At 70.6% G+C, this 26568-nt stretch carries 23 protein-coding genes; 12 read left to right on the top strand and 11 right to left on the bottom strand.

Features of this window, described 5'->3' with window-relative positions:
- Positions 1 to 10: 10 nt before the first annotated feature.
- The gene (gene sepH, locus ACIPV1_RS01835; protein WP_123938173.1) at positions 11 to 1045 is read right to left on the bottom strand and encodes a septation protein SepH; all 1035 of its coding nucleotides are present in this window, start codon (positions 1043 to 1045) and stop codon (positions 11 to 13) included.
- 267 nt (positions 1046 to 1312) lie between these two features.
- Between sepH and ACIPV1_RS01840 the strand changes: the two genes are divergently transcribed.
- On the top strand, positions 1313 to 1612 hold the full coding sequence (locus tag ACIPV1_RS01840; protein ID WP_031263038.1) for a DUF4193 domain-containing protein: 300 nt from the start codon (positions 1313 to 1315) through the stop codon (positions 1610 to 1612).
- Positions 1613 to 1711: 99 nt separating this feature from the next.
- Here the strand turns inward: ACIPV1_RS01840 and ACIPV1_RS01845 are convergent, their stop codons facing one another.
- Complete coding sequence (locus tag ACIPV1_RS01845) at positions 1712 to 3829, bottom strand: acyltransferase family protein (RefSeq protein ID WP_123938172.1); 2118 nt, start codon at positions 3827 to 3829, stop codon at positions 1712 to 1714.
- 29 nt (positions 3830 to 3858) lie between these two features.
- Positions 3859 to 4296 (bottom strand): DUF3093 domain-containing protein, encoded by a 438-nt coding sequence (locus tag ACIPV1_RS01850; RefSeq protein ID WP_123938171.1) that lies wholly within the window; start codon positions 4294 to 4296, stop codon positions 3859 to 3861.
- Between the two features lie 66 nt (positions 4297 to 4362).
- On the opposite strand from ACIPV1_RS01850, the gene dut reads away from it, so the two are divergent.
- The 6 genes from dut to ACIPV1_RS01880 all read left to right on the top strand — a co-directional run bounded on the left by dut (position 4363) and on the right by ACIPV1_RS01880 (position 12334).
- Complete coding sequence (gene dut, locus ACIPV1_RS01855; protein WP_111086382.1) at positions 4363 to 4854, top strand: dUTP diphosphatase; 492 nt, start codon at positions 4363 to 4365, stop codon at positions 4852 to 4854.
- Positions 4851 to 5588 carry a DUF3710 domain-containing protein gene (locus ACIPV1_RS01860; RefSeq protein WP_228505736.1) on the top strand — a complete coding sequence of 246 codons (738 nt, stop codon included), beginning with the start codon at positions 4851 to 4853 and terminating at the stop codon, positions 5586 to 5588. Before dut ends, ACIPV1_RS01860 begins: the two co-directional genes overlap by 4 nt.
- A gap of 46 nt (positions 5589 to 5634) precedes the next feature.
- Positions 5635 to 6426 (top strand): DUF3159 domain-containing protein, encoded by a 792-nt coding sequence (locus ACIPV1_RS01865; protein WP_402725661.1) that lies wholly within the window; start codon positions 5635 to 5637, stop codon positions 6424 to 6426.
- A gap of 129 nt (positions 6427 to 6555) precedes the next feature.
- Positions 6556 to 9372, top strand: a complete 2817-nt coding sequence (gene acnA, locus ACIPV1_RS01870; RefSeq protein WP_123292691.1) for an aconitate hydratase AcnA — start codon at positions 6556 to 6558, stop codon at positions 9370 to 9372.
- A gap of 217 nt (positions 9373 to 9589) precedes the next feature.
- The gene (dxs, locus tag ACIPV1_RS01875) at positions 9590 to 11521 is read left to right on the top strand and encodes a 1-deoxy-D-xylulose-5-phosphate synthase (protein WP_402725662.1); all 1932 of its coding nucleotides are present in this window, start codon (positions 9590 to 9592) and stop codon (positions 11519 to 11521) included.
- A 78-nt stretch (positions 11522 to 11599) separates the two neighbouring features.
- Positions 11600 to 12334 (top strand): hypothetical protein, encoded by a 735-nt coding sequence (locus ACIPV1_RS01880; RefSeq protein ID WP_402725663.1) that lies wholly within the window; start codon positions 11600 to 11602, stop codon positions 12332 to 12334.
- 7 nt (positions 12335 to 12341) lie between these two features.
- Here the strand turns inward: ACIPV1_RS01880 and ACIPV1_RS01885 are convergent, their stop codons facing one another.
- The 5 genes from ACIPV1_RS01885 to ACIPV1_RS01905 form a co-directional block, all read right to left on the bottom strand.
- Positions 12342 to 12704, bottom strand: coding sequence for a hypothetical protein (locus ACIPV1_RS01885; protein WP_159573083.1), 363 nt, complete (start codon positions 12702 to 12704; stop codon positions 12342 to 12344).
- A gap of 131 nt (positions 12705 to 12835) precedes the next feature.
- Complete coding sequence (locus ACIPV1_RS01890; RefSeq protein WP_402725664.1) at positions 12836 to 14980, bottom strand: 3-hydroxyacyl-CoA dehydrogenase NAD-binding domain-containing protein; 2145 nt, start codon at positions 14978 to 14980, stop codon at positions 12836 to 12838.
- Complete coding sequence (locus ACIPV1_RS01895) at positions 14977 to 16197, bottom strand: thiolase family protein (RefSeq protein WP_123292696.1); 1221 nt, start codon at positions 16195 to 16197, stop codon at positions 14977 to 14979. Before ACIPV1_RS01895 ends, ACIPV1_RS01890 begins: the two co-directional genes overlap by 4 nt.
- A 127-nt stretch (positions 16198 to 16324) precedes the next feature.
- Positions 16325 to 17581 (bottom strand): HRDC domain-containing protein, encoded by a 1257-nt coding sequence (locus ACIPV1_RS01900; protein ID WP_402725665.1) that lies wholly within the window; start codon positions 17579 to 17581, stop codon positions 16325 to 16327.
- Positions 17578 to 18159, bottom strand: a complete 582-nt coding sequence (locus tag ACIPV1_RS01905; protein ID WP_123938166.1) for a DUF3000 domain-containing protein — start codon at positions 18157 to 18159, stop codon at positions 17578 to 17580. The genes ACIPV1_RS01900 and ACIPV1_RS01905 overlap by 4 nt, the downstream gene beginning before the upstream one ends.
- Before the next feature lie 23 nt (positions 18160 to 18182).
- Between ACIPV1_RS01905 and ACIPV1_RS01910 the strand changes: the two genes are divergently transcribed.
- Positions 18183 to 19406: an alpha/beta fold hydrolase gene (locus ACIPV1_RS01910; protein WP_159573080.1), complete on the top strand. Its 1224-nt coding sequence runs from the start codon at positions 18183 to 18185 to the stop codon at positions 19404 to 19406.
- 70 nt (positions 19407 to 19476) lie between these two features.
- Here ACIPV1_RS01910 and ACIPV1_RS01915 read toward each other — a convergent pair whose 3' ends face one another.
- Both ACIPV1_RS01915 and ACIPV1_RS01920 read right to left on the bottom strand, forming a co-directional pair.
- Positions 19477 to 19935: a SufE family protein gene (locus ACIPV1_RS01915; RefSeq protein ID WP_111086363.1), complete on the bottom strand. Its 459-nt coding sequence runs from the start codon at positions 19933 to 19935 to the stop codon at positions 19477 to 19479.
- A complete protein-coding gene (locus ACIPV1_RS01920; RefSeq protein WP_402725666.1) occupies positions 19932 to 20837 on the bottom strand; it encodes a sulfurtransferase in 906 nt (301 codons plus the stop codon). Before ACIPV1_RS01920 ends, ACIPV1_RS01915 begins: the two co-directional genes overlap by 4 nt.
- Positions 20838 to 20973: 136 nt before the next feature.
- Between ACIPV1_RS01920 and zapE the strand changes: the two genes are divergently transcribed.
- From zapE to ACIPV1_RS01935, 3 genes are all read left to right on the top strand, one after another.
- Positions 20974 to 21993: a cell division protein ZapE gene (gene zapE, locus ACIPV1_RS01925; RefSeq protein ID WP_402725667.1), complete on the top strand. Its 1020-nt coding sequence runs from the start codon at positions 20974 to 20976 to the stop codon at positions 21991 to 21993.
- 205 nt (positions 21994 to 22198) lie between these two features.
- Positions 22199 to 23473 (top strand): ammonium transporter, encoded by a 1275-nt coding sequence (locus ACIPV1_RS01930; protein ID WP_111086361.1) that lies wholly within the window; start codon positions 22199 to 22201, stop codon positions 23471 to 23473.
- 151 nt (positions 23474 to 23624) lie between these two features.
- Entirely contained in the window at positions 23625 to 24275 is a 651-nt protein-coding gene (locus ACIPV1_RS01935) for a tyrosine-protein phosphatase (protein ID WP_402725668.1), read from the top strand.
- Between the two features lie 139 nt (positions 24276 to 24414).
- Here ACIPV1_RS01935 and ACIPV1_RS01940 read toward each other — a convergent pair whose 3' ends face one another.
- Positions 24415 to 25386 (bottom strand): aldo/keto reductase, encoded by a 972-nt coding sequence (locus ACIPV1_RS01940; RefSeq protein WP_402725669.1) that lies wholly within the window; start codon positions 25384 to 25386, stop codon positions 24415 to 24417.
- Between the two features lie 166 nt (positions 25387 to 25552).
- Between ACIPV1_RS01940 and ACIPV1_RS01945 the strand changes: the two genes are divergently transcribed.
- Complete coding sequence (locus ACIPV1_RS01945; protein WP_402725670.1) at positions 25553 to 26521, top strand: beta-ketoacyl-ACP synthase 3; 969 nt, start codon at positions 25553 to 25555, stop codon at positions 26519 to 26521.
- The last annotated feature ends 47 nt before the right edge of the window (positions 26522 to 26568 follow it).

Consider the following 26568-nt stretch of genomic DNA (forward strand, 5'->3'; position numbering starts at 1 on the left):
TCCGAGTTGATCAGGCCGGGTCCTCCGGGCGGGTGCCGAAGACGATCTCGTCCCAGCTCGGCATCGACCGGCGGTTGCGCTTCTTGCGCTCCGCACGGCCCTCGGCTTCGGGCGCCGATGCCGGACGGGCGTCGGCCGACGGCGGGACGGTGTCGCCCTCGGGCTCGTCCTCGAACCCCTGCAGCGGGATGTCGACGACGCTGATCGAGGTGCCGCGGGCCGGCTCGTCGCGCTGCTCGCCGAACGAGGCGGCCTCGCGCTCCCCACGGCGGCGGCGGAGCGCCTCGAGCAGGTCGGCGGTCTCGTTGCCGGGTGCGCGCTCCTCGACGGCCGCCTGGCCGATGCGGGGCAGCGGTGCACGGAGCGGTGCGCGGTCGGAGACGTCGGGGTTCGTGACGGCCTCGTCCTCTTCCTCGACGCGGAAGGCGCCGGAGTCGAAGCGGGTGCCGTCGTCGTCCTGCTGCTCGTACTCCACGGCGCGCAGGCGGGGCGCGATGCCCTCGTCGTCGGTGTGCGAGAGCCGGTGCGCGTCGCCGTTGTCCGGCACGAGCGTCGAGGTCTTCGGGTCGAAGCGCCACTGGGCGTCGTGCTCGACCTCGGCCGCGGTGTAGCGGACCCGGACCTGCCAGCCGCTCTCCGGGTGCTTCCACGAGCCCCAGCTGATCGCGGTGGCCTCGCCGGCCTCGAGCTTCGCGGTGATCGCCGCGCCGAAGGTGTCGGGGGCCTCGTCGTCGACCGGGGTCACCGGGACGCGGTGCGAGGCGTCGAGGACGAACGCGCGCTCGGCGAGCACCGGGCCCTCGAAGCGTCGGACGTACTCGACGTCGACGTCGAGCGCGGCCGCGACCTCGGCGGCGTCGGCACCACCACGGATGCGGGCCTGGACGTCCTTGGGGGAGACCCGCTTCTGCGGACCGGCGTCCGGGTTGGCCTGACGCACCTGCCCCGGCAGCGAGGACGTGACGGGCAACCGGAACTCGGTACCGCCGTCGGTCGCCAGGAGGAGTGCGCCTGCCTCGACTCCGATGACTCTCACGTCTTGCATGGTCCAGCCTTCCCAGCGTCGCGTACGGTCGTGCGTCGTACCCCGTGAGTATGCAGTGGTCGCGGACGGTTTCCACGGAGGCGCACGGGCGTGCCGCGGAGTCTGCGCATCAGTGGCGACGGGTGTCGGGAATGTCCCGATCCGGTCACGGGTTGCAGCGCCGTGACGACCCGCCGCAGATCTCGGTTTGCACTCTGGCGGGACGTAGTGCAAACTGTCGCCGCCGATCACCCGGCGACGACCTCTCGATACGAGAAATGGATGGGCATGGCCACCGATTACGACGCCCCCCGGAAGACCGATGACAACTCCGATTCGGAGTCGATCGAGGCCCTCAAGGAGCGCGTTCCCGACAAGATGTCGGGGGTCGTCGACGATGATTCGGACAACCCCGGCAGCTTCGAACTCGCCGGGCAGGACCTGAGCGACGTCGACCTCGACGTCGTGGTGCTGCCCCCGCAGGTCGATGAGTTCACCTGCGTCGAGTGCTTCCTCGTGAAGCACCGCTCCCAGCTCGACCACGAGTCGAAGCTCGGGCCGGTCTGCGCGGAATGCGCAGCGCTCTAGACGCACTGATGACCGAAGGCCCCGCATCCTCCAGGATGCGGGGCCTTCGTCGTACGGTGCGGTGCGGACGCGCGCCGGGCCTCCCGTCAGCTGTGCGTGTCAGCGTCGCAGCAACGCGTCCCAGTCGACTGCGCGACGCAGCACCGGGACCAGGCGGTCCGCGAACGCTCTCGTGGTGTGCACCTGGTCGACCCGGACGAGCGTGTCGTCGATCACCGCGGGGCACGACGAGCCGTCGCTGCTGCACGACCACGCGGCCATGTCGACGTACGCCGCGCCCGGTCCGCTCGAGCGGACCGCGGCGGCCTCCGCGGTGCGTTTCGCTCGGGCGTCCGGGGTGACCGAAGCGGCGCACGGTCCGAACCCGTGGATCCGGTCGGGGCACGTGGATGTGTCCGGACCGTACTGGGGTGCGCTGAGCACGAGCACGCGGCGGTGGTCGCGGCGGAACGCGCGGATCGTCTCGGCCATCGACCGTTCCCAGAGCGCGGCTGCACGGCCCGCTGGGAGGTCGCCGAGGTGCTCCCGGTACTCGCCCGTGACGGCGCTGATGACCACGAGTCGGGGGTCAGCCGCTGTGACCGCCCGGTGGAGGGCCCGTTTGGCCGTCAGACAGGCATCGGACCACCGGTGCCGCACCGCGCGTGTCGGGATGACGGCGCTGCAGCTCGCCACGCCTGTCACGCCGATGGCGGTACCCGTCGGTAGCGCTCCGACGACGGTCGGCGACCACGCGACGGTGGTGGAGTCGCCGACCACGAGCACATCGGCCCCGGTCGTCGCGCCGCACGTCCGGAGGGGCTCGCCGACGCCGACGAGGCAGCCGCCGTCACGCATGGCGGGCGGCAGGGAGGCGCGGGTGGCACCGGCGGCGAGTGCTGTGGCGTCCGGGTGCCCGTCGACGGCCACGGCGGTGCGGAGTGCGCGAGCGTCCGCGAACGGGAGTCGCTCGGGGGCGTTCGTGGGTGGTCGCTCGAGCAGCCGCGCCGCGGAGGCCGGATCCCCGACGGTCATCGTGGCGACCGACAGTGTGACCACGATCGCCGGGACCACCAGTGGGAGCCGTCGGAGCCGTCGGAGGCGCTGTCGGTGTCGTGGCCGGTGCCCGACGGGACGTCGGGTCCGGAGCGGCTCCTCGACGTACCGCGTCGAGAGGGTGGCGAGTACGAGTGTGACCGTCACCGCAGCCGCCGTGCCCATCGCCCCGGGGGCGACGACGGCGGCGAACACCAAGAGCGGCCAGTGCCAGAGGTACGCCGAGTAGGAGACCCGACCGAGCGCGACCACGGGCCGGACCACCCACCGCACCGCGGGGAGCCGGAGCTGCAGGTCGCCGGCCACGAGCACCAATGCGGTCCCGACGACGACCGGGACCGTCGGGAACGGCGACACGGGGGCGAGGAGCACCCCGATGATGACGCCACCCGCGCCGACCGATCCGAGCCCGACGGTGACGGCTGTCGGCAGTGCCCGCGGCGTCGGGTGCGCGGTCACGGTCGACCGCGTCGCCACGGTCGGCAGCGTCGCCACGGTCGCTCCGAGGAGGAGCTCCCATGCCCGGGCCAAGGTCTGGAAGTAGGCAGAGTCCGTGACGGGACCGGCACCGACGGCGACGACGGTCCCGACGGCCGTGAGTGCGGCGACCACAACAGGGACCAAACGAGCGCGCCGACGTCCGCAGACCGCCAGGACGGCGAGCAGGAGCACCGGCCACACGGCGTAGAACTGCTCCTCGACGGCCAGCGACCAGAAGTGCCGGAGCGGCGAGGCCGCGGTCTCGGCGAAGTAGTCGGCATCCTGGCGGACGAGATGCCAGTTCATCGTGCCGACGAGCGCCGCGAGGGCGTCGCCGAGCACGGACACGAACCTGGGCCGGAACCAGAGCGCCGCCGCGACCGACACGGTGACGACGACGACCACGAGCGCGGCGGGGAGGAGACGCCGGATCCGACGCACCGCGAACCCGACGAGGTCGATGCGGCCGGTGCGGACGTGCTCAGCGAGCAGGCTCCGCGTGATCACGAACCCGGAGAGGACGAAGAACACGTCGACTCCGAGCCACCCGCCGGCAGGGGTGCCGAGCGCGTGTTCGGCGATCACCAGGGCGACCGCGACGCCGCGCAGGGCCTCGACATCGATCCGCTTCGTACTGGGTGGTTTCGTACGGGGTGGTTTCGTACGGGGTGGTTTCGTACGGGGTGGTGGAGAACGATCCATCACCTCAGACTGGCATGTGAGATACCAGGTCAGCGCGTATGTTGCATGGCCTCGACCACCTTGGTGGGCTGCCGGACGCTGACCAGCCAGTAGGGCGTCGGATCGGCGTCGTCGCGGACCTCGACCTTGACGACCCCGCGCACGTAGCCGCGGAAGAGCGTCCACGCTCGTGCGTCGAGCTTCGGGCCGCGCTGCGTGGTCGCCTCGGCGCCCTCGAACGCCTCGACGCTGCCGACGAGTGCGCGGGGGAGGTGCGCCTTGCCGGCGCGGAACTCGCTGTCCGTGACCTCGATGGTGGGTGCGAGTGCCCACAGGAGCACGAGGACGCCGAGCTCCATGCCGATCGCCACGAGCACACCGGCGAGCACGCTGATGGGCAGGAACACGAGCAGGGTGGCGGGGATGACGAGCGCCGTCGCCAGGTACAGGGCGGGCGGGGCCCAGAGTCGTTCGCGGTACAGGGTCACGGGTCCATTCGACCACGACTCGGGGCAGGTCACGGTCGGGTCACGTCTCTGCACTACCCTCGACACGTGACCGAACCAGTCGACGTCCTCTGGACCGGGGAGAACCGCCCCGGACACGCCCACCCCGGCGACGCCGGTGCCGACCTCGTCTCGACCGAGGCCTTCGTGCTGCAGCCGGGCGAGCGCCACCTGGCCGCGACCGGGCTGCGGATCGCGCTCCCCGAGGGGTACGCCGCCTTCGTGGTCCCGCGCAGCGGGCTCGCCGCCAAGCACGGCATCACCATCGTCAACAGCCCGGGCACGGTCGACTCCGGGTACCGCGGTGAGATCAAGGTCTCGCTGCTCAACACCGACCGGTCCGAGCCGTACGAGGTGCACGTGGGTGACCGGATCGCACAGCTGATCGTCATGCCCGTGCCGCGGGTGACGTACACGCACGTCGAGGAACTCCCCGACAGCGTCCGGGGCCAGGGTGGCTTCGGCTCGTCCGGCTACGGTGACCGGAGCGGTGCCGTGACCGGCGCCGCCGATGATGTTCAGGAAGGAACGCGCGCATGAAGTTCGGTCGACGCAAGCGTGACGAGGGCGAGGTGGCCGAGGTCGAGGTGGCCGAGGCCGTCGCCGACGAGGTCGAGATCGCGGACACGACCCCCGAGGTCGACATCGCGACGGACGCCGACGCGGACCTCGACGAGGTCGACGGGGTCGCCCCGACGGACAAGTCCGCACCCGAGGACCGCGCCGAGAACGGCCCGCACGACGAGACCGAGGCGAACCTGGTCCGTCCGTACGTCGACCTGGGCGGCGTGAAGGTCCTGCCGCGCGAAGGCCTGCACCTGCGCCTCGAGGTCGAGGAGGGCTCGCAGCGCGTCGTCGCGGTCGGGCTCGACTACGACGACTCGACGCTGCAGGTCCAGCCGTTCGCCGCACCCCGCTCGACGGGGCTGTGGCACGAGATCCGCGCACAGATCGCCGAGCAGATCGAGCGCCAGGGCGGTGTCGTGACCGAGGTCGACGGCCCGTTCGGCCCCGAGCTCCGCGCGTCCGTGCCGGTCGCGGTCGACGGCGACGGCGGAACCGCCGGCGTCCGTCCGGCCCGCTTCGTCGGCGTCGACGGCCCGCGCTGGTTCCTCCGCGGGGTGATCGCCGGCAAGGCCGCCGAGCAGCCCGACGACGCGAGCGAGATCGAGGAGCTGTTCCGCAGCGTCGTCGTCGTGCGCGGCACGACGCCGATGCCGCCGCGCGACCTCATCCCGCTGCACATGCCGAAGTCGACGCAGACCGCGATCTGACCAGCGGCCGCCTGACGACCTGACGACCGACCTGCCTGGAGGCACGGTGCCGGAACACGACGACACCCACCGACCCGAGACGGCCGGGTCCGAAGCCGTGCCCGCGTCCGCTGGGATCCCTGACGCTGCGTCGGCGGCGCCGTCGTTCTCCTCGCAGTTCCGCGACGCGGTGCAGAACGCGGGCATCGCCCGCGTCGCCCCCGGCGAGGCGCCCTCCGGGCGTGCGCTGCTCGGAGCGGTCGGCGGGATCCGCGGGCTCGCCGAGTCGGTGCTGCCCGGGTTCGCGTTCCTCGTCGTCTACGCGATCACGAAGGAGCTCGTGCCGAGCGTCGTGATCCCGGTCGTCGTCGGCCTGGTGTTCGTCGTGCTCCGCCTGGTGCAGCGACAGTCGCTGACGATGTCCTTCGCGGGCATCCTCGGCGTCGCGGTGTCGGCCGGCCTCGCCCTCATCACCGGACGCGCCGAGAGCAACTTCATCCCGGGGATCATCATCAACTCGGTGTGGTTGGTCGGGCTCCTCGTGTCGCTGGCCGTCCGCTGGCCGCTCATCGGTCTGGTCGTCGGGTTCCTGCTGCCGGCGAACGAGGACGGCTCGCACGTCGACTGGCGCGCCGACCCGGTCAAGCGCCGCGTGCTGACGGTCGCCACCTGGATCTGGGTCGGGCTCTTCGCCCTCCGCCTGGCCGTCGAGGTGCCGCTCTACCTCACCGCGCAGGTCGAGCTGCTCGCCGGCCTCAAGCTCATCCTCGGCGTCCCGCTCTACGCCGCCGTGCTCTGGGTCACCTGGCTGCTGGTCCGCACCGTGTTCGTGCGGAGGGACGACGCCGCCACGGTGTAGAGTTGTCTCGACATCAAGAGACTTTCCCGTCCGGCGCTCCGGCGTCAGCGGGATTAGGTTTGCCTTGCTGGTGGGACGGACCACGGCCCGCGATGATGAGGGCAAACCGATCAGTAGGGAGGCGGCACGGTGGCTGCAGTCAATAGCTTCGGCTCGAAGGACACACTGTCGGTTGGGGGTGTCGACTACGCGATCCACCGGATCGACACGGTGCCCGGGCACGAGAAGCTCCCGTACAGCCTGAAGGTGCTGCTCGAGAACCTCCTCCGCACCGAGGACGGCAAGAACGTCACCGAGGCGCAGATCCGCGCGCTCGGCTCCTGGCGCCCCGACGCCGACCCGGACACCGAGATCCAGTTCTCGCCGGCGCGCGTCGTCATGCAGGACTTCACGGGCGTGCCGTGCATCGTGGACCTCGCCACCATGCGCGAGGCGATGGCGGACATCGGCGGCGACCCGAACAAGATCAACCCGCTGTCCCCGGCCGAGATGGTCATCGACCACTCGGTCATTGCCGACCTCTTCGGGAGCACGGACGCACTCCAGCGCAACACCGACCTCGAGTACGAGCGGAACGGGGAGCGCTACCAGTTCCTCCGCTGGGGCCAGACCGCGTTCGAGGACTTCAAGGTCGTCCCGCCGGGCACCGGCATCGTGCACCAGGTCAACATCGAGTACCTGGCGAAGGTCACCTACACGCGTGACTTCGACGGCGAGACCTACGCCTACCCGGACACCCTCGTGGGCACCGACTCGCACACCACGATGGTGAACGGGCTCGGCGTGCTCGGCTGGGGCGTCGGCGGCATCGAGGCCGAGGCAGCGATGCTCGGCCAGCCGGTGTCGATGCTCATCCCGAAGGTCGTCGGCTTCAAGCTCTCCGGTGAGATCCCGGCCGGCGTGACCGCGACCGACGTGGTGCTCACCATCACGCAGGAACTCCGCAAGCACGGTGTCGTCGGCAAGTTCGTCGAGTTCTACGGCGAGGGCGTCAGTGCCGTCCCGCTCGCGAACCGCGCCACCATCGGCAACATGTCGCCCGAGTTCGGCTCGACCGCTGCGATCTTCCCGGTCGACGACGTCACGCTCGACTACCTGCGCCTGACCGGTCGCGACGAGGCGCAGATCGCCCTGGTCGAGGCGTACTCCAAGGCGCAGGGCCTGTGGCACGACGCCTCGGTCGAGCCGGCGTACTCCGAGTACATGGAACTCGACCTCTCCACGGTCGTGCCGTCGATCTCGGGGCCGAAGCGTCCGCAGGACCGCATCGAACTGTCCAAGGCGAAGGACCAGTTCGAGGTCGACCTGAACAACTACACGACCCCGAGCGAGCAGACCGACCTCGACGACGCGGTGGAGGAGACCTTCCCGGCCTCCGACCCGATCGCCGCGGGCTCGACCAACGAGGACACCAACCTGCACGAGCACGTCTACGTGTCGAGCGCCCCGTCGACCGCCTCGGCCCCGACGAAGGTCGCGATGGACGGGGCCGACCCGTTCACGATCGACCACGGTGCCGTCGCGATCGCCGCGATCACCTCGTGCACGAACACGTCGAACCCGTCCGTCATGATGGCGGCCGGCATCCTCGCGCGGAACGCCGCCGCCAAGGGCCTGACCTCGAAGCCGTGGGTCAAGACGACGCTCGCCCCCGGGTCCAAGGTCGTCACCGACTACTACGAGAAGGCCGGTCTCACGACCTACCTCGAGCAGCTCGGCTTCTACACGGTCGGCTACGGCTGCACCACCTGCATCGGCAACTCGGGCCCGCTGCCCGAGGAGATCTCGCAGGCCGTGCAGGACAACGACCTGGCCGTCACCGCCGTCCTGTCGGGCAACCGCAACTTCGAGGGGCGCATCAACCCGGACGTCAAGATGAACTACCTGGCGTCCCCGCCCCTGGTCATCGCGTACGCCCTCGCCGGGTCGATGCACTTCGACTTCGACAAGGACGCCCTCGGCAAGGACCAGGACGGCAACGACGTCTACCTGCAGGACATCTGGCCCGACGCGGCCGAGGTCCAGCAGGTCATCGACGAGTCGATCGACACCGAGATGTTCACCCACGAGTACGGCTCCGTATTCGAGGGCGACGACCGCTGGAAGAACCTGCCGACCCCCACGGGCGACACCTTCGAGTGGGACCAGGAGTCGACCTACGTGCGGAAGCCCCCGTACTTCGAGGGCATGACCATGCAGCCCGACGCGGTGTCGGACATCTCCGGCGCCCGCGTGCTGGCGAAGCTCGGTGACTCGGTCACGACCGACCACATCTCGCCCGCCGGCTCGATCAAGGCGGACAGCCCGGCCGGCAAGTACCTGGCCGAGCACGACGTGGACCGCAAGGACTTCAACTCCTACGGCTCGCGTCGCGGCAACCACGAGGTGATGATCCGCGGCACGTTCGCGAACATCCGTCTGCGCAACCAGCTGCTCGACGGCGTGGAGGGCGGCTACACCCGTGACTTCACGACCGCCGACGGCGAGCAGTCGTTCATCTACGACGCCTCGCAGCACTACCAGGAGCAGGGCATCCCGCTCGTCATCTTCGGTGGCAAGGAGTACGGCTCGGGTTCGTCGCGCGACTGGGCGGCCAAGGGCACGAACCTGCTCGGCGTCCGCGCCGTCATCACCGAGAGCTTCGAGCGGATCCACCGCTCGAACCTCATCGGCATGGGCGTCGTCCCGCTGCAGTTCCCGGCGGGCGAGACGGTCGAGTCCCTCGGGCTCGACGGCACCGAGGTCGTCTCGATCTCGGGCCTGACCGAGCTCAACGAGGGCCGGACCCCGAAGACCGTGCACGTCACCGCGACGCCGAGCGAGCACTCGCCCGCCGGCAAGCAGCCGGTCGAGTTCGACGCGGTCGTCCGGATCGACACCCCGGGTGAGGCCGACTACTACCGCAACGGCGGCATCCTGCAGTACGTGCTCCGCTCGCTCGTCTGAGTCCGTTGAACGACAGGAGCGACGTGCGCACGGGTCGCTGACGCGACCACAGGACGGACGGGAGGCCCGTGGCGACACCGCCACGGGCCTCCCGCGCGCTCCGCATGATGCGACGCGCCAGCGGCGCGCGGCGCCAGCGCCGACCGAGCCTGCGAGGTCGGTTGAATGGGAGCCCACGAGAATAGAGTGGGCCGACAGCCCCACGAAAGGAGCGCCCGTGAGCCTGCTCAGCAGCATCACGTCGCCGCGCGACCTGAAGCGTCTCTCCGACGTGCAGATGACCGAACTCGCCGCCGAGATCCGCCGGTTCTTGGTGGCCGAGGTCGCGAAGACCGGTGGGCACCTCGGGCCCAACCTCGGTGTGGTCGAGCTGACGCTCGCGATGCACCGGGTGTTCGACTCGCCGAACGACCCCTTCGTGTTCGACACGGGGCACCAGTCGTACGTGCACAAGCTCGTCACCGGGCGGCAGGACTTCTCGAAGCTCCGCGAGCGGGGCGGCATCGCCGGCTACCCGCAGCGCAGCGAGTCCGAGCACGACATCGTGGAGTCCTCGCACGCGTCGTCGTCCCTGTCCTGGGCCGACGGGATCTCCCGCGCGTTCGGGCAGACCGGACAGACCGACCGCACCGTCGTCGCGGTGGTCGGTGACGGCGCCCTCACCGGTGGGATGACGTGGGAGGCGCTCAACAACATCTCGGACGACAACGACCGCCGCCTGGTCATCGTCGTCAACGACAACGGCCGCTCGTACGCTCCGACGATCGGCGGCATGGCGCGGTTCCTCAGCTCCATGCGCACGCGGCGTGAGTACCGGGCGCTGTACGAGACCTCCCGGGCCGTGGCCGATCGCTTCGGTGCTCCCGGCCGGGCCGTGTACCGCGGGATGCGCGGGGGGCTGCACGGGTTCCTGTCGCGCTTCACGAACAACGAGGCGCTGTACTCGAACCTCGACATCAAGTACATCGGGCCGGTCAACGGACACGACCAGCGTGCGATGGAGGCAGCGCTCCGGCAGGCGAAGGCCTACGGCGCCCCGACGATCGTGCACGCGATCACCGAGAAGGGCCACGGGTTCGAGCCGGCCCTGCGCGACCAGGCCGACCAGTTCCACGCCGTCGGGCACATCGACCCGGAGACGGGGGAGTCGCTCGACGCCGCGTCGGGTCCGTCGTGGACCTCGGTGTTCGCGTCGACCCTGGCTTCTGTGGGCGATTCGGACCCCCGTGTCGTCGCGATCACGGCAGCGATGCTCCGACCGACCGGACTGCACCTGTTCCAGGAGCAGCACCCCGACCGCGTGTACGACGTCGGCATCGCCGAGCAGCACGCCGTGACGACCGCCGCCGGCCTCGCGTACGGCGGCCTGCACCCGGTCGTGGCGCTCTACGCGACGTTCCTGAACCGCGCCTTCGACCAGGTGCTGATGGACGTCGCGCTGCACAAGGCCGGCGTGACGTTCGTGCTCGACCGCGCCGGCATCACCGGACCGGACGGGCCGTCGCACCACGGCATGTGGGACCTTGCTTTGCTGCAGGTCGTGCCCGGCATCCGGATCGCCGCACCCCGTGACGCAGCGACCCTGCGCGAGGAGTTCCGCGAGGCGATCGCCGTCGACGACGCCCCCACCGTGCTGCGGTGGTCGAAGGGCCAGGTCGGGCCGGACATCCCCGCCGTCCGTCGTCTCGCCGACGGGGTGGACGTGCTGCACGCCGCCGCGGACGGCGTCGAGGACGTGCTCTTCGTGGCCGTCGGCTCCATGGTGCCGACGGCGCTCGAGGCCGCGGCGCTGCTCGAGGCGCAGGGCATCGGCGTCACCGTGGTCGACCCGCGCTGGGTGGTCCCGATCCCGGGCTCGCTCATCGAGCTGTCGCGGACGCACCGGCTCGTCATCACGATCGAGGACGGCGTGCGCGTCGGTGGCGTCGGGACCCGGCTCCGGCAGGACCTGCGGGCAGCCGGGGTTGACACGGGCGTGAACGAGCTGGGGCTGCCGGACGAGTTCATCGACCACGCGACCCGGTCGCAGATCCTCGCCGACGTCGGGCTGACGGCGCAGGCGATCGCCCGCGACGTGATCGACCAGGTCGTCGGAACGAAGCTGCCGCAGGCGAAGCCCGCGCGGTCGCGGGAGTCCGCCGACCGCTAGGTGTAGTTCCCCGGGTGGCGGAGGGTCACGCATGCCGACAGGGGCATGTCCTTCGGGGACGTCTGGCAGGATCGCCGCATGCGACGGGGGTTCAGGACGACGGCGGTGGCGATCGGTCTCGCGGTGGTGGCGCTGTCCTCAGGGTGCGCAGCGATGAACGACGGCACGGTCACGCCGGAGCTCGGCGCAGATGCCCGGGTCGGCGCCAGACAGACGATGCACCGTGTGGTCGACTGGGAGGGCACCGCCGCAGTCCACCGGGTTGATGCCACCTGGACCGACTCGTGCGGCCACGCGAGCAACTCCGGGTTCTTCCAGCCCGCTTCGGGCACGACGTGTCGGATCGACGCCGGAGCGGTGTACACGATCGACGGTGCAACCACACCGGTCGACGCGGTGCGCATCGCCGGACCGGCGATGCGCACGGGCGGCCTGACCGACGAGGACCTCGTGGCACAGGCAATCCAGCCGGACGGATCGACACCGTACTTGGTCGACATCGGTGGGCGGCAGTCGATCGCACTCGGCAACGACCTCGGGCAGGACCGGTTCGCGGTCGTGCGGGTCCGCGGTTGGGACGGGTCACTCGGATTGTGGCAGTCGAAGGGATCGTCCGTCGTGCAGTCCGCACCGGGTCTCGGCGTCGACCGACGCGATGACGCCGTCCGGGCGAGCGGGGCGGACTACGTGCTCGTCGTGACGCACAGCGCCGCGTACTTCACGTCGTACGACAACGAGCCGCCCGAGCCGCCGGCACCACGGCCGTCGGTCCCGCCGTGCTTCAGCGGCAGCAACGACTGCGTGGGCGGCTGACGGCGGCTCACGATGGGGGCGCTGCCGTGTCCTGTGCAGCTGCCGACCGCAGTGCAGCGAGGATCGCGCGCGCCATCGGCGTCACCCAGAGGACCTGGCCGGAGTCGAGGCCGTCGCGGCCCTCGCGGAGGATCCGGACGCGGGACGAGGACGGCGACTCGCGCAGGAAGGTCAGGACGATGTTCTCGGCCCGCAGCGCGAACGAGGTCCGGCGGGCGATGACGGCGCCGTCGTCGCGGATCTCCATGGCCGCGGCACCCGGAACGGCGTCGACTGCTCGCCGGAGCAGGGCCGGTACAGCGTCGAGCGGGACCGGCAGGACCACGGACGGCCCTGCGGCGGTCTTCGGTGCCCACCACTCCTGCGTCACTCCTGCACCGTACGCCAGGGCGGGCGTTCCTGAGGCCGGCGCTCCATCCCGGCACACAACCGAAGTCACCCCGAACCACGGCGATCTGCGGTTCGGGGTGACTTCGGTTGTGCGAGACGGACTCGCTCCGGCTAGCGGGAAGCCGGGCCGACGATCAGCGGGTCGTGGAAGCTCCCACCGAAGACGCGCTCGGACGCCCCACTGCGGTCGAGGTAGGGGCTGATCCCACCGGCCTGGAACGGGTAGCCCGCACCGAGGATCAGGCCGAGGTCGATCTCCTCGACGTGCTGGACGACCTCGTCCTCGAGCATGCGGTGCAGCTCGTCGGCCAGGGCGTCCTCGAAGCGCTGCTGCATCGCGGCGGCGTCGACGGGCTTCGCGTCCTTCTTCGACGGCGCGACGAGCTTGACGGCAGCGGGGTCGTACCCGGTCGCGTTGCCCTTCTTGTCGCGGGTCAGGATCTTCCCGTACTCGGCGATCTTCTTCAGCCCGTCACCGGGGTAGAAGCGCTCCGGCCAGGCGGCGTGGTGCGAGTCGAGCACGTGCGCTCCGACCGGCAGACCGACGAGTTCGAGCAGCTCGAACGGCGACATCGGCAGTCCGAGCGGCGCGGCACCGGCCGCCACGACGTCGAACGAGGTGCCCTGCTCGACGCCGCGCATCGCCTCACCGAGGACCCGTGCGAGCACCCGGTTGACGACGAAGCCCGGCTGGTCGGCTGTGATGATCGCCGTCTTCTTGAGGGTCTTCGCGACGGCGAGTGCCGTCACGAGTGTCTCGTCGGAGGTGGCGGCGGTGCGGACGACCTCGAGCAACGGCATCACGGCGACCGGGTTGAAGAAGTGGAACCCGACCAGGCGCGACGGGTCGGACAGCACCGAGCCCATCTCGGAGACGGACAACGACGAGGTGTTGGTGGCGAGGATGGCGTCCGGCGCGATGACCTGCTCGATCTTCCGGAAGACCTCTTGCTTGACGCTCATCTCCTCGAAGACGGCCTCGATCACCCAGTCGGCGTCGGCGAAGGCGTCGTACGACACCGACCCGCTGACGAGTGCGGTGATGCGGTTCGCGTCGTCGGGGGAGATCCGCCCCTTCTCGAGCAGCTTGCCGACCTCACCGCGGATCCGCTCGACACCGGCGTCGACGCGGGACTGGTCGACGTCGGTGATCACGACGGGGACGCCGAGTCGTCGGGCGAAGAGCAGCGCGAACTGCGAGGCCATGAGACCAGCGCCGAGGACGCCGACCTTCGTGATCTTCTTCGGCTCGACGCCCTCCGGAGCACCGACGGGCTTCTTCGCACGCTTCTGCACCAGGTCGAACGCGTACATCGACGCGGCGAACTGGTCACCGGAGAGCAGGTCGGCGAGGGCGTCGTCCTCGTCGGCGAACCGTTCGTCCAGGGAACCGCCGCGAGCGGCGGCCACGAGGTCGAGCGCGCGGAACGGCGACTTCGGCACCGTCCCGATCTTCGACGCGACCTGCCCACGGGCGACCTTGACGACCGTGCCCCATGCAGCCTTCTCGAGCATGCCCGGTTCGTTGGGCCGCTTGACCGACACGCGACCGGCAAGGACGCCGTCGGCCCACGCGACGGCTGACGGCAGGAACGTCACCGACGGGATCAGCGCGTCGCCGATGCCGATCTCGACCGCGGCCGCTCCGTCCATCAGGCGGTTGTTCTTGAGGGGGTTCTCGACGATGACCCGCAGCGCGCGCTCCGGACCGATCAGGCGGGGGAGCAGTGTCGCGCCGCCCCAGCCCGGGATGATGCCGAGGAAGACCTCGGGCAGGCCGATGCCCTGCGCCGCGGACGAGAACACCCGGTAGGTGCAGTGCAGTCCGATCTCGAGCCCGCCGCCGAGGGCGATGCCGTTGATGAACGCGAACGACGGCACGCCGAGGTCGGACAGCTTGCGGAGGGTGGCGTGGCCGAGGGCCGCGAGGTCGTGCGCCACGTCCCGCGACGGCACGGACGCTGCCTGCGACAGGTCGGCACCGGCAGCGAAGCAGTACTCCTTGCCGGTGATCGCGACGCCCTGGATCGTGCCGGCCGTCGCCTCGGTCTTCAGGGTGTCGAGCACGCCGGAGAGTTCACGGAGCGTGCGCGGCCCGAGGGTGCTCGGACGCTTGTAGTCCTTGCCGTTGTCGAGCGTGATGAGCGCCAGGGTGCCACCGGAGGGCATCGTGACGTGCTTGACGAACGAGTGCGTGACGACCTCGTCCTCGCTGAGTTCGGACAGACGGTCGGTATCGACGGTGGTCATGCTCATGCCCCCTTCCGAGCCGAACGTGCTGCGGACTTGCTGAAGCCGGGGTTCTCCCAGATGACGGTGCCGCCCTGGCCGAGTCCGATGCACATCGTGGTGATGCCGTACTGGACGTCCGGGCGCTCGGCGAACTGCGCGGCGAGCTGGTTCATCAGGCGGACACCGCTCGATGCCAGCGGGTGGCCGACGGCGATCGCGCCGCCCCACGCGTTGACGTTCGTGGAGTCCTGTGCGATGCCGTAGTTGTCGAGGAACGCGAGCACCTGCACCGCGAACGCCTCGTTGATCTCGAACAGGCCGATGTCGTCGATCGACAGGCCGGCTTTCGACAGCGCCTTGTCGGTGGCGGGGACCGGGCCGACGCCCATGACCTCGGGCTCGACGCCGGCGAAGGCGAACGAGACCATCCGCATCTTCGTGGGCAAGCCGTGCTCCTTGGCGCCCTCGGCCGAGGCGAGCAAGCTCATGGTCGCGCCGTCGTTGAGGCCGGCGGCGTTGCCGGCGGTGACCCGTCCGTGCGGGCGGAACGGCGTCTTCAGCGCGGCCAGCGCCTCGAGCGTCGTGCCCGGACGCGGCGGCTCGTCGGTGCTGATGACGTCCCACCCGTCGCCCTTGTTCACCTCGACCGGGATGACGTCGGGCTGCAGCTTGCCGGCGGCCCACGCCGCGGCGTAGCGCTGCTGGGACTGGACGGCGTAGGCGTCCGTGCGGTCCTTCGTGATCGCCGGGAAGCGGTCGTGCAGGCGCTCGGCGGTGGACCCCATCACCAGCGCGTCGCTCGACACCATGCGTTCCGCGATGAACCGCGGGTTCGGGTCCGAGTTGAAGCCCATCGGGTGGCGTCCCATGTGCTCGACGCCACCGGCGATCGCGATGTCCGCGGCACCGAAGGCGATGGCACCCGCGAGCGTCGTGACGCTCGTCATGGCCCCGGCGCACATGCGGTCGATCGCGTACCCGGGGACCGACTTCGGCAGGCCGGCCAACATGCCGACGGTGCGGCCGAGGGTCAGCCCCTGGTCACCCTGCTGCGTGGTCGCCGCGACGGCGACGTCGTCCACCGCTGCGGTGTCGAGCGAGGCGTTCCGGTCGAGCAGTCCGCGCATCGCGTGCACCGCGAGGTCGTCGGACCGGGTCTTCCAGAACACCCCCTTCTCGCCGGCTCGTCCGAACGGTGTCCGTACTCCGTCCACGAACACGACGTCTGATGCCTTTGGCAATCCGGGCCTCCCAGATCCTCATCGATCGGGCCGGAACGCTGGTCGCTCCGGCCGGCCGGGCCTCGCCCGGCGACGCTCCCGACGCTATGCCCCCAGGCTGGGCGGCCGCATGCCGGTTGGGCGGTTCCTACGACTCGACGTCATCCGTCGGCGCGGGCTGCTGTGCAGCAGCGACAAAGGCCGACGCGATGATCGAGGAGAGTTCCTCCACCTGCCAGGGGCGGGCCTCGTGTGCGGCGAGGGCGGCCCCGACCAGCTCGGTCGACGACGGCGACGGCGGTGCCCACGAGACCACACGCAGGGTCTCCGGCGTGAGCAGGTTCTCGAGCGGGATGTCGAGCTCCTCGGACCGCTTCGTCACCGCGGCCCGTGCGGCCTTGTACCGGCGGTCGGCCGCGGGGTTGCGGTCGGCCCAGGCGCGGGGCGGCGGGAGCGTCGCTTCACCGGAGCCGCGGAGCTTCGGCAGGTCCTCGGTCGTCAGGCCCTCGTCGACCGCGGCCCACCAGCGATCGAGCTCGGAACGGCTGGCGCGACCCGTGAACGCCTTCAGGCCGCCGAGTTCGGCGCGCGACGACGGTGCGGCGGCTGCCGCTGCGACGATCGCGGCGTCGGGGATCGTGCGCCCCGGAGCGATGTCGGCCGCGCGGGCGTACTCGTCACGGGCGACCCAGAGCGACCGGGCGATCGCCAGGGCGCGGGCGCCACGGAGGGCGTGCATGCCGGACAGCCGGCGCCACGGCTCGGCTCGGACGGGCTTCGGGGCGCGGTGCAGCACCGCGTCGAACTCCTCTTCCGCGATCCGGGACTTGCCGGCCTCGTCGAGCTTCGCGGCGAGGGCGTCACGCAGGTCGGGCAGGAGTTCGACGTCGAGCGACGCGTACACGAGCCACGACTGCGGCAACGGCCGGGTCGACCAGTCCGCTGCCGAGTGCGCCTTGGCGAGTGTGATCCCGAGCAGCTGCTCGACGACGGCGCCGAGACCGACGCGGGGGAACCCGGCGATGCGGGCTCCGAGTTCGGTGTCGAAGATGCGGGTCGGGACGAGACCCACCTCCTGCAGGCAGGGCAGGTCCTGCGAGGCGGCGTGGAACAGCCACTCCTCGTCGACGATGGCCGCCTGCAGTTCGGAGAAGTCGCCGATCGGGATCGGGTCGAACAGGAACGCGCCGGCACCGCGACGGAACACCTGGATCAGGTAGGCGCGCTGCGAGTAGCGGTAGCCACTGGCGCGCTCGGCGTCGACGGCGACGGGCCCGTGACCGGCGGCGATCGCCGCGACGGCGTCGAGGTAGTCGTCGCGTGAGTCGATGACCTTGACGGCCTCGTGCGAGTCCTCGAACGCGGGGTCCGGTGCACCGGGGGTCGAACTGGCGGGGTCGGTCACTTGGCGAGCCTCCTCGGGGCCAGCAGGGTCACGCCGTCCGAGGCAGGAGGCAGACCGGCGAGCATGGCGACGATGTCCTGCCATGCCTGGACGTGTGCGGTGAGGTCGTCGCCGCGGGGCGTCCACGACGCGCGGAGTTCCAGCTGCGCGCCGTCGCCCTGTGCGGCGAGGTCGCCGTACCCGCGCGAGATGATCTTGGTGGCCGTGCCCGAAGCGTGGTCGTACTCGGCACCGTGCGTCTCGAGCGCGTCGACGAGCCAGCTCCACGTGACGTCGGCGACGAACTCGTCGACACCGATCTCGGGTTCGAGTGGTGCTTGCGCGAACGAGACCACCCGGAACGCGCCGCCCCAGCCCTCGGGTTCTTCGGGGTCGTACAGGGCGATGAACCGTCCGGTGCCGAGGTCGGACTCGACGCCGTGCGCGGTGCCGGACACGTCCGCCGCCAGGGCGATCGAGAACGGTGCGATCCGCGTGGGCGAGGGGATCTCGGTGACGGTGGTCTCGGAGCGGCTGCTGCCGGAGGACACGAACGCGCGGAGCCGCGCGAAGGCGTCGGGCTCTCGGGTTTCGGACACACATGCAGACTAGGCTCCGGGCCATGTCCCGATCCGCGCGACCCGCCGAGGACGCCGTCCAGGAGACCGCACGATCGGCCGGCTTCATCGCCCTCGGTGCCGGTCTGGCCGCCGCCGCGGTGGGGACGGCCGTCATCGGTGGCTTCGTCGCCGCCGTCGCCCGCGCCGTCGTCACCCCGGACCGCAAACGCACCGAACGCGTCCCGATCCACGCCGTGGACCCGGTCCGGATGACGGTCACCATCGAGCGCACCGCCGACACTGAGCTGCAGGGTCGGTACTCGCTCTGGTTCGGTGCCGGCACCGGCCACATGCGGGTCGGCGAGGTCCTCGGCACCACCGACACCACCGTCACGCGCCGCATCATCGCGATCGACGCCGGCGACCCGACCGCTGCGCGCCGCGGGCGCTGGGGCGGCTGGTTCTACCTGACCCCCGGCGAGCTCGACGTGCCCGTCGAGGACATCGACATCCCGACTCCGAACGGCCCCGCACCGGCCTGGGTCGTCCGTGCCGATGACCCGGATGCCCCGTGGGCCGTGCTGGTGCACGGGCGCGGCGTCACCCGCGCCGAGACCATCCGCGCGGTCCCCGTCTTCCGCGCCGCCGGCTACTCGGTCGTGCTCGCCTCGTGGCGGAACGACGGCGTCGCACCGCCGAGCGTGGACGGCCGCTACGGCCTCGGCAGCACCGAGTGGGAGGACATCGACTCCGTCCTCCGGTGGCTCAGTGCCCAGAACGCGCAGAGCGTCGTGCTGATGGGCTGGTCGATGGGCGGTGCGGTCGTCCTGCAGACCCTGCTGCGATCCCGGTTCGCCGGGCTCGTCGACGGGGTGGTGCTGGAGTCACCCGTGGTCGACTGGCACGCGGTGCTCAAGTCGCAGAGCCAGCTCATGGGGCTGCCGCGGCCGGTCCGCAAGGTCGCCCAGCGTCTGCTCCGCACGCCGGTGCTGCACCGGCTCGCCGGCCTGCAGCAGCCGGTGGACCTGCGGGAGCTCGACATGGTCACCCGGTCCGCCGAGCTGACGGTGCCGATCCTCCTGCTGCACAGCGACGACGACGGGTTCGTGCCGTCCTCGGCCTCGCACGACCTGGCACGCGCCCGACCCGACCTGGTGCGGCTCGAGGTGCAGACCACGGCCCGGCACACCAAGCTCTGGAACCACGACGCCGACTGGTTCGACGCCCGCATCCTCGCGTGGCTCACCGAGGTGGTCCAGCGTCGCGGGGCGGCCAGCGCGCGGTAGACGCAGGGACAGACGGACGGGAGGCCCGTGGCGGATCCGCCACGGGCCTCCCGTCTGCCCAGGGTCGCGTCTACGACACCGCAGCCTGCACCTGACGCTGCACGCGTCCGAGCATGCCCACCATGCCGCGGATCCGCAGCGGACTGACCGCCTCGGACAGCCCGATGGTCAGCGGGTAGTCCGCCGGCACGGCGAGCACCTGCGCTGCCGTCAGGCCGCTCAGGCCCTGCGCCAGGATGGAGGCGAAGCCGCGCGTGGTCGGCGCCTCGCGCGGCGCGGTCGCGTGCATGCGGACGACGTCGGGTGCGTCGCCGTCCTCGCCCACGGTCACCGTGATGAACACGGGGGACTGGCACTCCTCGACCCGTTCGAGTTCGTCCTCGTGCCCCTGCAGCCGTTCGGGCAGCGCGGGCAGCTCGTTCGAGAACTCGAGGAGGAGCTGCAGGCGGTCCTTCTGGCCCAGGGCGAGGAAGTCGTCGCGGATCTCGGCGAGGGTGGCGGGGAGGGTGGCCTCGGTGCTGTCGTTCATCGGTTCGGAACTGTACCCGGCTCCGCGCCCTGCACGATCGGGACGCGGACGGCGCTGCCCCACTCGGTCCACGAGCCGTCGTAGTTGCGGACGCTGTCGTAGCCGAGCAGGTGCTGGAGGACGAACCAGGTGTGGCTCGACCGCTCGCCGATGCGGCAGTACGCGATGACCTCGTCCGCATCGCCGATGCCGGCGCCCTCGCGGTAGATGGCGTCGAGTTCGGCGCGCGGCTTGAAGGTGCCGTCCGGTGCGGCGGCGGTCGCCCACGGGATGTTCACCGCGGTGGGGACGTGGCCGCCGCGCAGCGCACCCTCTTCCGGGTAGTCGGGCGCGGTGGTGCGGGAACCGTCGTACTCGCCCGGGCTGCGCACGTCGATGAGGGGCTTGCCGAGGTGGGCGAGCACGTCGTCCTTGTAGGCACGGATCTCGGTGTCGATCCGGTCGACGACCGGGTACTCGGCCGGCGTGACGACGGTCTCGTCGGTGGTGAGGGCGCGGTCCTCAGCGATCCACTTCGCACGGCCGCCGTCGAGCAGGCGGACGTCCTCGTGCCCGAACAGCGAGAAGACCCAGAGGGCGTACGCGGCCCACCAGTTGTTCTTGTCGCCGTAGACCACGACGGTGGTCTCGCGGCCGATACCCTTGCTGCCGAGCAGTTCGGCGAACGCCTCGCCGTCGATGTAGTCGCGCTGCACCGGGTCGTTGAGGTCGGTGTGCCAGTCGATCTTGACCGCGCCGGGGACGTGGCCCGTCTCGTAGAGCAGGACGTCCTCGTCGGACTCGACGACGACCAGGTCGGGGGTGTGGGCGTCCAGTTGTTCCTGCAGCCACTCGGTGGAGACGAGACGCTCCGGGTGGGCGTAGGCGGTGAACTTCTCGGACGGGTCGACCGGTGCGGTCATGGTGGGCTACCTCCAGGTGGTCATCCGGCACCGGACTAGGATCGGTCGTCGGTGCCTGTGGGCAACGGTACGCGGACGTACCGTGCCCCAGCCGCAACGTGACACCGCACGACTTGCTTCCCGGAAGGGTTCCTGATTGTCCACGAACACCGCGCCAGCGCACCTCGTCGACCGTGACCCCCAGGTGACCCCGCAGCAGATGGCCGCGGCACTCGTGCCACCGCCCCAGTTCGCGGCCGCCTCGTTCGACTCGTACCGCCCGGACCCGGACTACGCCTCGCAGGCCGACGTGCGTGACGCCGTCGCCGCGTTCGTCGCGGCCGGTCCGACCGACGCGCCCCGTCGCGGGCTGTTCGGCCGCCGCAAGCAGTCGGTCGAGCCCGCTGCGAAGTCGGGCGTCTACCTGGACGGCGGGTTCGGTGTCGGCAAGACCCACCTGCTCGCCGCGGCGTACCATGCGGCCTCCGGGCGGAAGACGTTCGGCACGTTCATCGAGTACACGGCCCTGGTCGGCGCGCTCGGGTTCCAGGGCACGGTCGACCTGCTGCGCGGGACCGCGCTGGTGTGCATCGACGAGTTCGAGCTCGACGACCCGGGCGACACCATGGTCATGACCCGCCTGATCAAGGAGTTGAGCGAGACCGGCACCCGGTTCGCCGCCACCTCGAACACGCCTCCGGGCGCGCTCGGCGAGGGCCGGTTCGCGGCCCAGGACTTCCTGCGCGAGATCCAGGCGATGTCCGACCGGTTCGACACCATGCGGATCGACGGGCTCGACTACCGCCGCCGTGCGGTCGACGAGTCGGCGGGTGTGGTGTCCGACGTGGCCGCGGCACTGCCGGACGGCACCGTCACGCTCGACGACTTCTCGGCCGTGGTCGCGCACCTCGGCTCGGTGCACCCGTCGAAGTACGTCGCGCTCGTCGAGGACCTCGACGCCGTCGGGCTCACCGACGTCCGGGCGTTCACGGACCAGACCGACGCGCTCCGGTGGGTGGCGCTCGTGGACCGGCTGTACGACGCACAGGTCCGGATCGTGGCCTCGGGCACGCCGCTCGACCAGGTGTACCCCGACGCCATGCTCGACGGCGGCTACCGCAAGAAGTACCTGCGCGCAGCGAGCCGTGTCGTGGCCCTGAGTCGCGCCCAGGACTGACGCCCACCGCCCGGGGTATCCGCTGACCGGTCGGTGCACCCCCTGTCCAGGGGGCATCGGGCCATGCGAAACACGACGTTTACAAACCGCGCCGTCGCGTTACATCCGCGAAACACATCGTGCCCCCTCGTGAAACGTCACCTCGCCAGACTCGGTGTCACCCGAGGCGGTCCAAGAGCCGCTCGTGCAATCGAGAGGTGAACAGATGCTTGATCAGGGCAACACGACGTTCGTGTTGGTCATGGCGGCGCTGGTGTTGTTCATGACACCCGGCCTGGCCTTCTTCTACGGCGGTTTGGTGAAGGCCAAGTCCGTCATCAGCATGATGATGATGTCGTTCGGTGCGATCGCACTCGTGAGCGTCCTGTGGGTGCTCTACGGCTACGCGATCGCCTTCGCCAACCACGGTGACGGCACGGCGGTCTCCGGTGTCGTCGGGTTCTTCAGCATCGACTGGAACCAGATCGGTCTCGGCCAGGCCTTCGAGGAGGCGCAGTCCTCGAACATCCAGGCGGCGTACCCGTCGATGGCGTTCGTCGGCTTCCAGGCCACCTTCGCGATCATCACGGTCGCGCTCATCTCCGGCGCCATCGCCGACCGCGCCAAGTTCGGCGCCTGGATGGTCTTCGCCGGCATCTGGGTCACCGTCGTCTACTTCCCGGTCGCCTCGTGGGTCTTCAACCTGACCTCGGGTTGGGCCGCCACGTGGGGCGTCATCGACTTCGCCGGTGGCACCGCGGTGCACATCAACGCCGGTGCAGCAGGTCTCGCCCTGGCGCTCGTCCTCGGCAAGCGCGTCGGCTTCGCCAAGGGTGCGCACAAGCCGCACAACCCGCCCTTCGTCCTGCTCGGCGCCGCCATCCTGTGGTTCGGCTGGTTCGGCTTCAACGCCGGCTCCGAGGGCGCCGCTGACGGCATCGCCGCGATCGCCTGGGTCAACACCCTCGCCGCACCGGCCGCTGCCATCCTCGGCTGGCTGCTCGTCGAGAAGCTCAAGGACGGCAAGGCCACGTCGGTCGGCGCCGCCTCGGGTGCCGTCACCGGTCTCGTCGCGATCACCCCGGCATGTGCCAACCTGACGCCGGGCTGGGGCATCCTGCTCGGCTTCGTCGCCGGCATCATCTGCTGCTTCGCCATCGACTGGAAGTACCGTCTCGGCTTCGATGACTCGCTCGACGTCGTCGGCGTCCACCTGGTCGGCGGCATCGTCGGCACGCTGTACCTCGGCTTCTTCGCCAACGACACCGGCCTGATCTACTCCGGCTCGTTCGAGCAGCTCGGCAAGCAGGCCACCGCGGCCCTGGCCGTCGGCATCTACTCCTTCGTCCTGGCGTTCGTCATCGGCTTCCTCATCGAGAAGACGATCGGCTTCCGCGTCAAGACCGAGGACGAGGTCGCCGGCATCGACACCGCGGTCCACGGTGAAGAGGGCTACGTCCTCTACGAGCAGACCGACGACTCGCCGGTCTCGGTCCGCTAGCCAGCAGACACCAGCTCCACCAGCACCACCCGAACGACGACGGGCCCCGCGCACACAGCAAGCGCGGGGCCCGTCGTCGTGCGGTCTGTCGTCGGTCATCTGGCGTCTGGCGTCTGGCGTCTGGCGTCTGGCGTCTGGCAGGGTTGCGGGCATGACGACGACGTCCGCACTGACCAACCTGCGCGAGGTCGGGGGACCGGCCCTGCAGGACGCCCGCCCCCGCATCGTGTACCGCGCCAACACCGAACGCGTCGGTGCCGACGCCTACCCGCGCGGACTCGCGGCCGTGGTCGACCTGCGCCGTGACGACGAGGTCGCCCGCGTCCCGCACCCGCTCGGCACCATCGACGGCTACCGGCTCGTCCCGCTGTTCGACCCGTCGACCGTCGAGTCCGGCGACCAGGCCGTGCAGCTCGAGGAGCAGTACATCGACTGGCTCGAGCGCCACCGCACCGGGATCGCCGCCGCGTTCCGCGCGATCGCCCGGTCCGACGGCGACGTGCTCGTCTGCTGCTCCGCCGGCAAGGACCGCACCGGCGTCGTCAGCGGACTGCTCGCCCGGCTCTGGGGTGCGTCGATCGAGGCCGTCGGCGACGACTACGCCGCCAGCGCTGTCGGGCTGGCCGATCGGTTCGCCGCAGAGCGTGCGGTCAGCACGGACCCCGAGGCGACCGCCGTCGCGCAACGGTGCGTGCCGGAGACCATGACCACGGTGATCCGGCACGTCGAGGCGCGGTGGGGCAGCGTCACCGCGTACCTGCGCTGGGCCGGGCTGACGGACGCGGAGATCGCAGCGCTCTGACGGGCGTGCGTTCTCCTGGCGGCTCGCCACGTGCGGTGGTCGCAACGGCGGACGGGAGGCACGGTGCGCGTCCGACGCGCACCGTGCCTCCCGTCCGTGGCCCTGATCACGGGCCGTGGTTCCGGCCCGTTCCGTCAGCTCACCAGGCGTAGTCCTCCGGCGAGGTCTTGTGCCCCGGGAAGATCTCGTCGAGCCGGTCCAGCGCACGCTGGTCGAGGCGGATGTCGACGGCGCGGACCGCGGACTCCCACTGCTCCATCGTGCGGGGGCCGGTGATCGGCGCGGTCACACCGGGCTGGTGGAGGAGCCACGCGAGCGCGAGCTCGCCGGGCGTGTGGCCGAGCTCCTTGGCGAACGACTCGTAGGCCGTGAGCTGGTCGCGGTGCCCCTCGACGTAATCCGCGCTCCGACCCGACAGACGGCGGGAGCCGTTCTCGGTCTTCTCGATGACACCACCGAGCAGACCGCCCTGCAGCGGCGACCACGGGATGACACCGAGGCCGTACTCGCGGGCGGCGGGCAGGACCTCGCGCTCGATGTCGCGCACCACGAGGTTGTAGATCGACTGCTCGCTCACCAGGCCGAAGGTGTGGCGGCGCTTCGCGGCCTCCTGCGCCTGGGCGATGTGCCAGCCGGCGAAGTTCGACGACCCGACGTACAGGACCTTGCCCTGCTGCACGGCGACGTCGATCGCCTGCCAGATCTCGTCCCACGGGGTCGCACGGTCGACGTGGTGGAACTGGTACAGGTCGATGTGGTCCGTCTGCAGACGCTGCAGGCTGGCGTCGAGCGACTGGCGGATGTTGAACGCGCTGAGCTTGCCGCCGTTCGGCCAGTCGATCATGTCGCCGTAGACCTTGGTCGCCAGGACCGTCTTCTCGCGACGGCCGCCGCCCTTCGCGAACCAGCGGCCGATGATCTCCTCGGTGGCGCCCTTGCCCACCGAGCCGCCGTAGCCGTTGGCGGTGTCGAAGAAGTTGACGCCGAGCTCGTGGGCCCGGTCCATGATGGCGTGCGAGTCGTCTTCAGTGGTCTCCGGGCCGAAGTTCATCGTGCCGAGCACTGCTCGTGAAACCGACAGCCCTGTCCGTCCGAGGTGTGTGTAGTCCATGACTCCGGTCTACGCGCTCCGAGGGGCACCCTGCCAGGCCCTGGGAGTACCGGTTCTGCATGCTGCGGTGCATTGTTCTGCTTGCTGGGTGCATTGTTCTGCATGGTGCGTGGCTGCATGCCGTCCGGGGCATGTCCGCGCTCCGGGGAGGAGTACCGTGACGACGGTGAACACCCCAGCACTCCGTGGCAGCCGGATCCTCGGGTTCGGTCACCACCAGCCCGAACGCATCCTGACCAACGACGAACTCTCGACCATGGTCGACACCAACGACGAGTGGATCCGCACCCGGACCGGGATCCAGACCCGCCACATCGCCGGTCCGGACGACAGCGTCACGTCGATGGCGATCGAAGCGGGCCGCAACGCCCTCGCCGACGCCGGCGTCTCGCCCTCGGCCGTCGGACTCGTCATCGTCGCCTCCACCACGCACCAGGACCGTGCGCCGTACACCGCCGGTCGGGTCGCCGCCGCGCTCGGGATGACGAACGGTCCGGCGCCCATCGACATCAACACCGCGTGCAGTGGGTTCGAGTACGCGCTCGCCCTCGCCGACCAGTCGATCCGCGTCGGGTCCACCGACGTCGCGCTCGTCATCGGGTCCGAGACCCTCTCCGCCATCGCCGACTGGACCGATCGGTCGACGTGCGTGCTCGTCGGTGACGGGGCCGGGGCCGCCCTGCTCGGCGCCGCCGACGTCCCCGAGATCGGGCCCGTCTCGTGGGGCAGCGTGCCGCACCTGCTCGACGCGGTGCGGGTCGAAGGAACGCCGGGCCGGTTCAACCAGGAGGGCCGATCGATCTACCGCTGGGCCATCACCGAGGCCGAGGGGCACGCCCGCAAGGTCGTCGAGGCCGCCGGGCTCACCATGGACGACATCGAGGTGTTCGCGTTCCACCAGGCGAATCTGCGGATCATCGAGCCGCTCGTCACCGCACTCGGCGGGGAGTCGAAGTTCGTCATCCGCGACGTCGTCGAGTCCGGGAACACCTCGGCCGCCAGCGTCCCGCTCGGGTTGTCGAAGGCGTGGGCGCGTGGCGACCTGCCCGAGGGCGTCCCCGCGCTGTTGTTCGGCTTCGGCGGCGGGTTCGCGCACGCCGGACAGGTCGTCAGGACGCCGGTGCGGTCGTTCTGATCGGGCCTCGGTCGTTCTGATCGGGCGTCGGTCGTTCTGATCGGGCC

It is taken from the genome of Curtobacterium sp. NPDC089991, assembly GCF_044748425.1.
Taxonomy (GTDB): domain Bacteria; phylum Actinomycetota; class Actinomycetes; order Actinomycetales; family Microbacteriaceae; genus Curtobacterium.

Bases quoted from the DNA above. Each gene is read 5' to 3' on its own strand.
- sepH (WP_123938173.1), bottom strand. From the start codon at position 1,045: ATGCAAGACGTGAGAGTCATCGGAGTCGAGGCAGGCGCACTCCTCCTG.
- ACIPV1_RS01840 (WP_031263038.1), top strand. From the start codon at position 1,313: ATGGCCACCGATTACGACGCCCCCCGGAAGACCGATGACAACTCCGAT.
- ACIPV1_RS01845 (WP_123938172.1), bottom strand. From the start codon at position 3,829: ATGGATCGTTCTCCACCACCCCGTACGAAACCACCCCGTACGAAACCA.
- ACIPV1_RS01860 (WP_228505736.1), top strand. From the start codon at position 4,851: ATGAAGTTCGGTCGACGCAAGCGTGACGAGGGCGAGGTGGCCGAGGTC.
- ACIPV1_RS01880 (WP_402725663.1), top strand. From the start codon at position 11,600: ATGCGACGGGGGTTCAGGACGACGGCGGTGGCGATCGGTCTCGCGGTG.
- ACIPV1_RS01890 (WP_402725664.1), bottom strand. From the start codon at position 14,980: ATGAGCATGACCACCGTCGATACCGACCGTCTGTCCGAACTCAGCGAG.
- ACIPV1_RS01910 (WP_159573080.1), top strand. From the start codon at position 18,183: ATGTCCCGATCCGCGCGACCCGCCGAGGACGCCGTCCAGGAGACCGCA.
- ACIPV1_RS01915 (WP_111086363.1), bottom strand. From the start codon at position 19,935: ATGAACGACAGCACCGAGGCCACCCTCCCCGCCACCCTCGCCGAGATC.
- ACIPV1_RS01920 (WP_402725666.1), bottom strand. From the start codon at position 20,837: ATGACCGCACCGGTCGACCCGTCCGAGAAGTTCACCGCCTACGCCCAC.
- ACIPV1_RS01930 (WP_111086361.1), top strand. From the start codon at position 22,199: ATGCTTGATCAGGGCAACACGACGTTCGTGTTGGTCATGGCGGCGCTG.
- ACIPV1_RS01935 (WP_402725668.1), top strand. From the start codon at position 23,625: ATGACGACGACGTCCGCACTGACCAACCTGCGCGAGGTCGGGGGACCG.
- ACIPV1_RS01940 (WP_402725669.1), bottom strand. From the start codon at position 25,386: ATGGACTACACACACCTCGGACGGACAGGGCTGTCGGTTTCACGAGCA.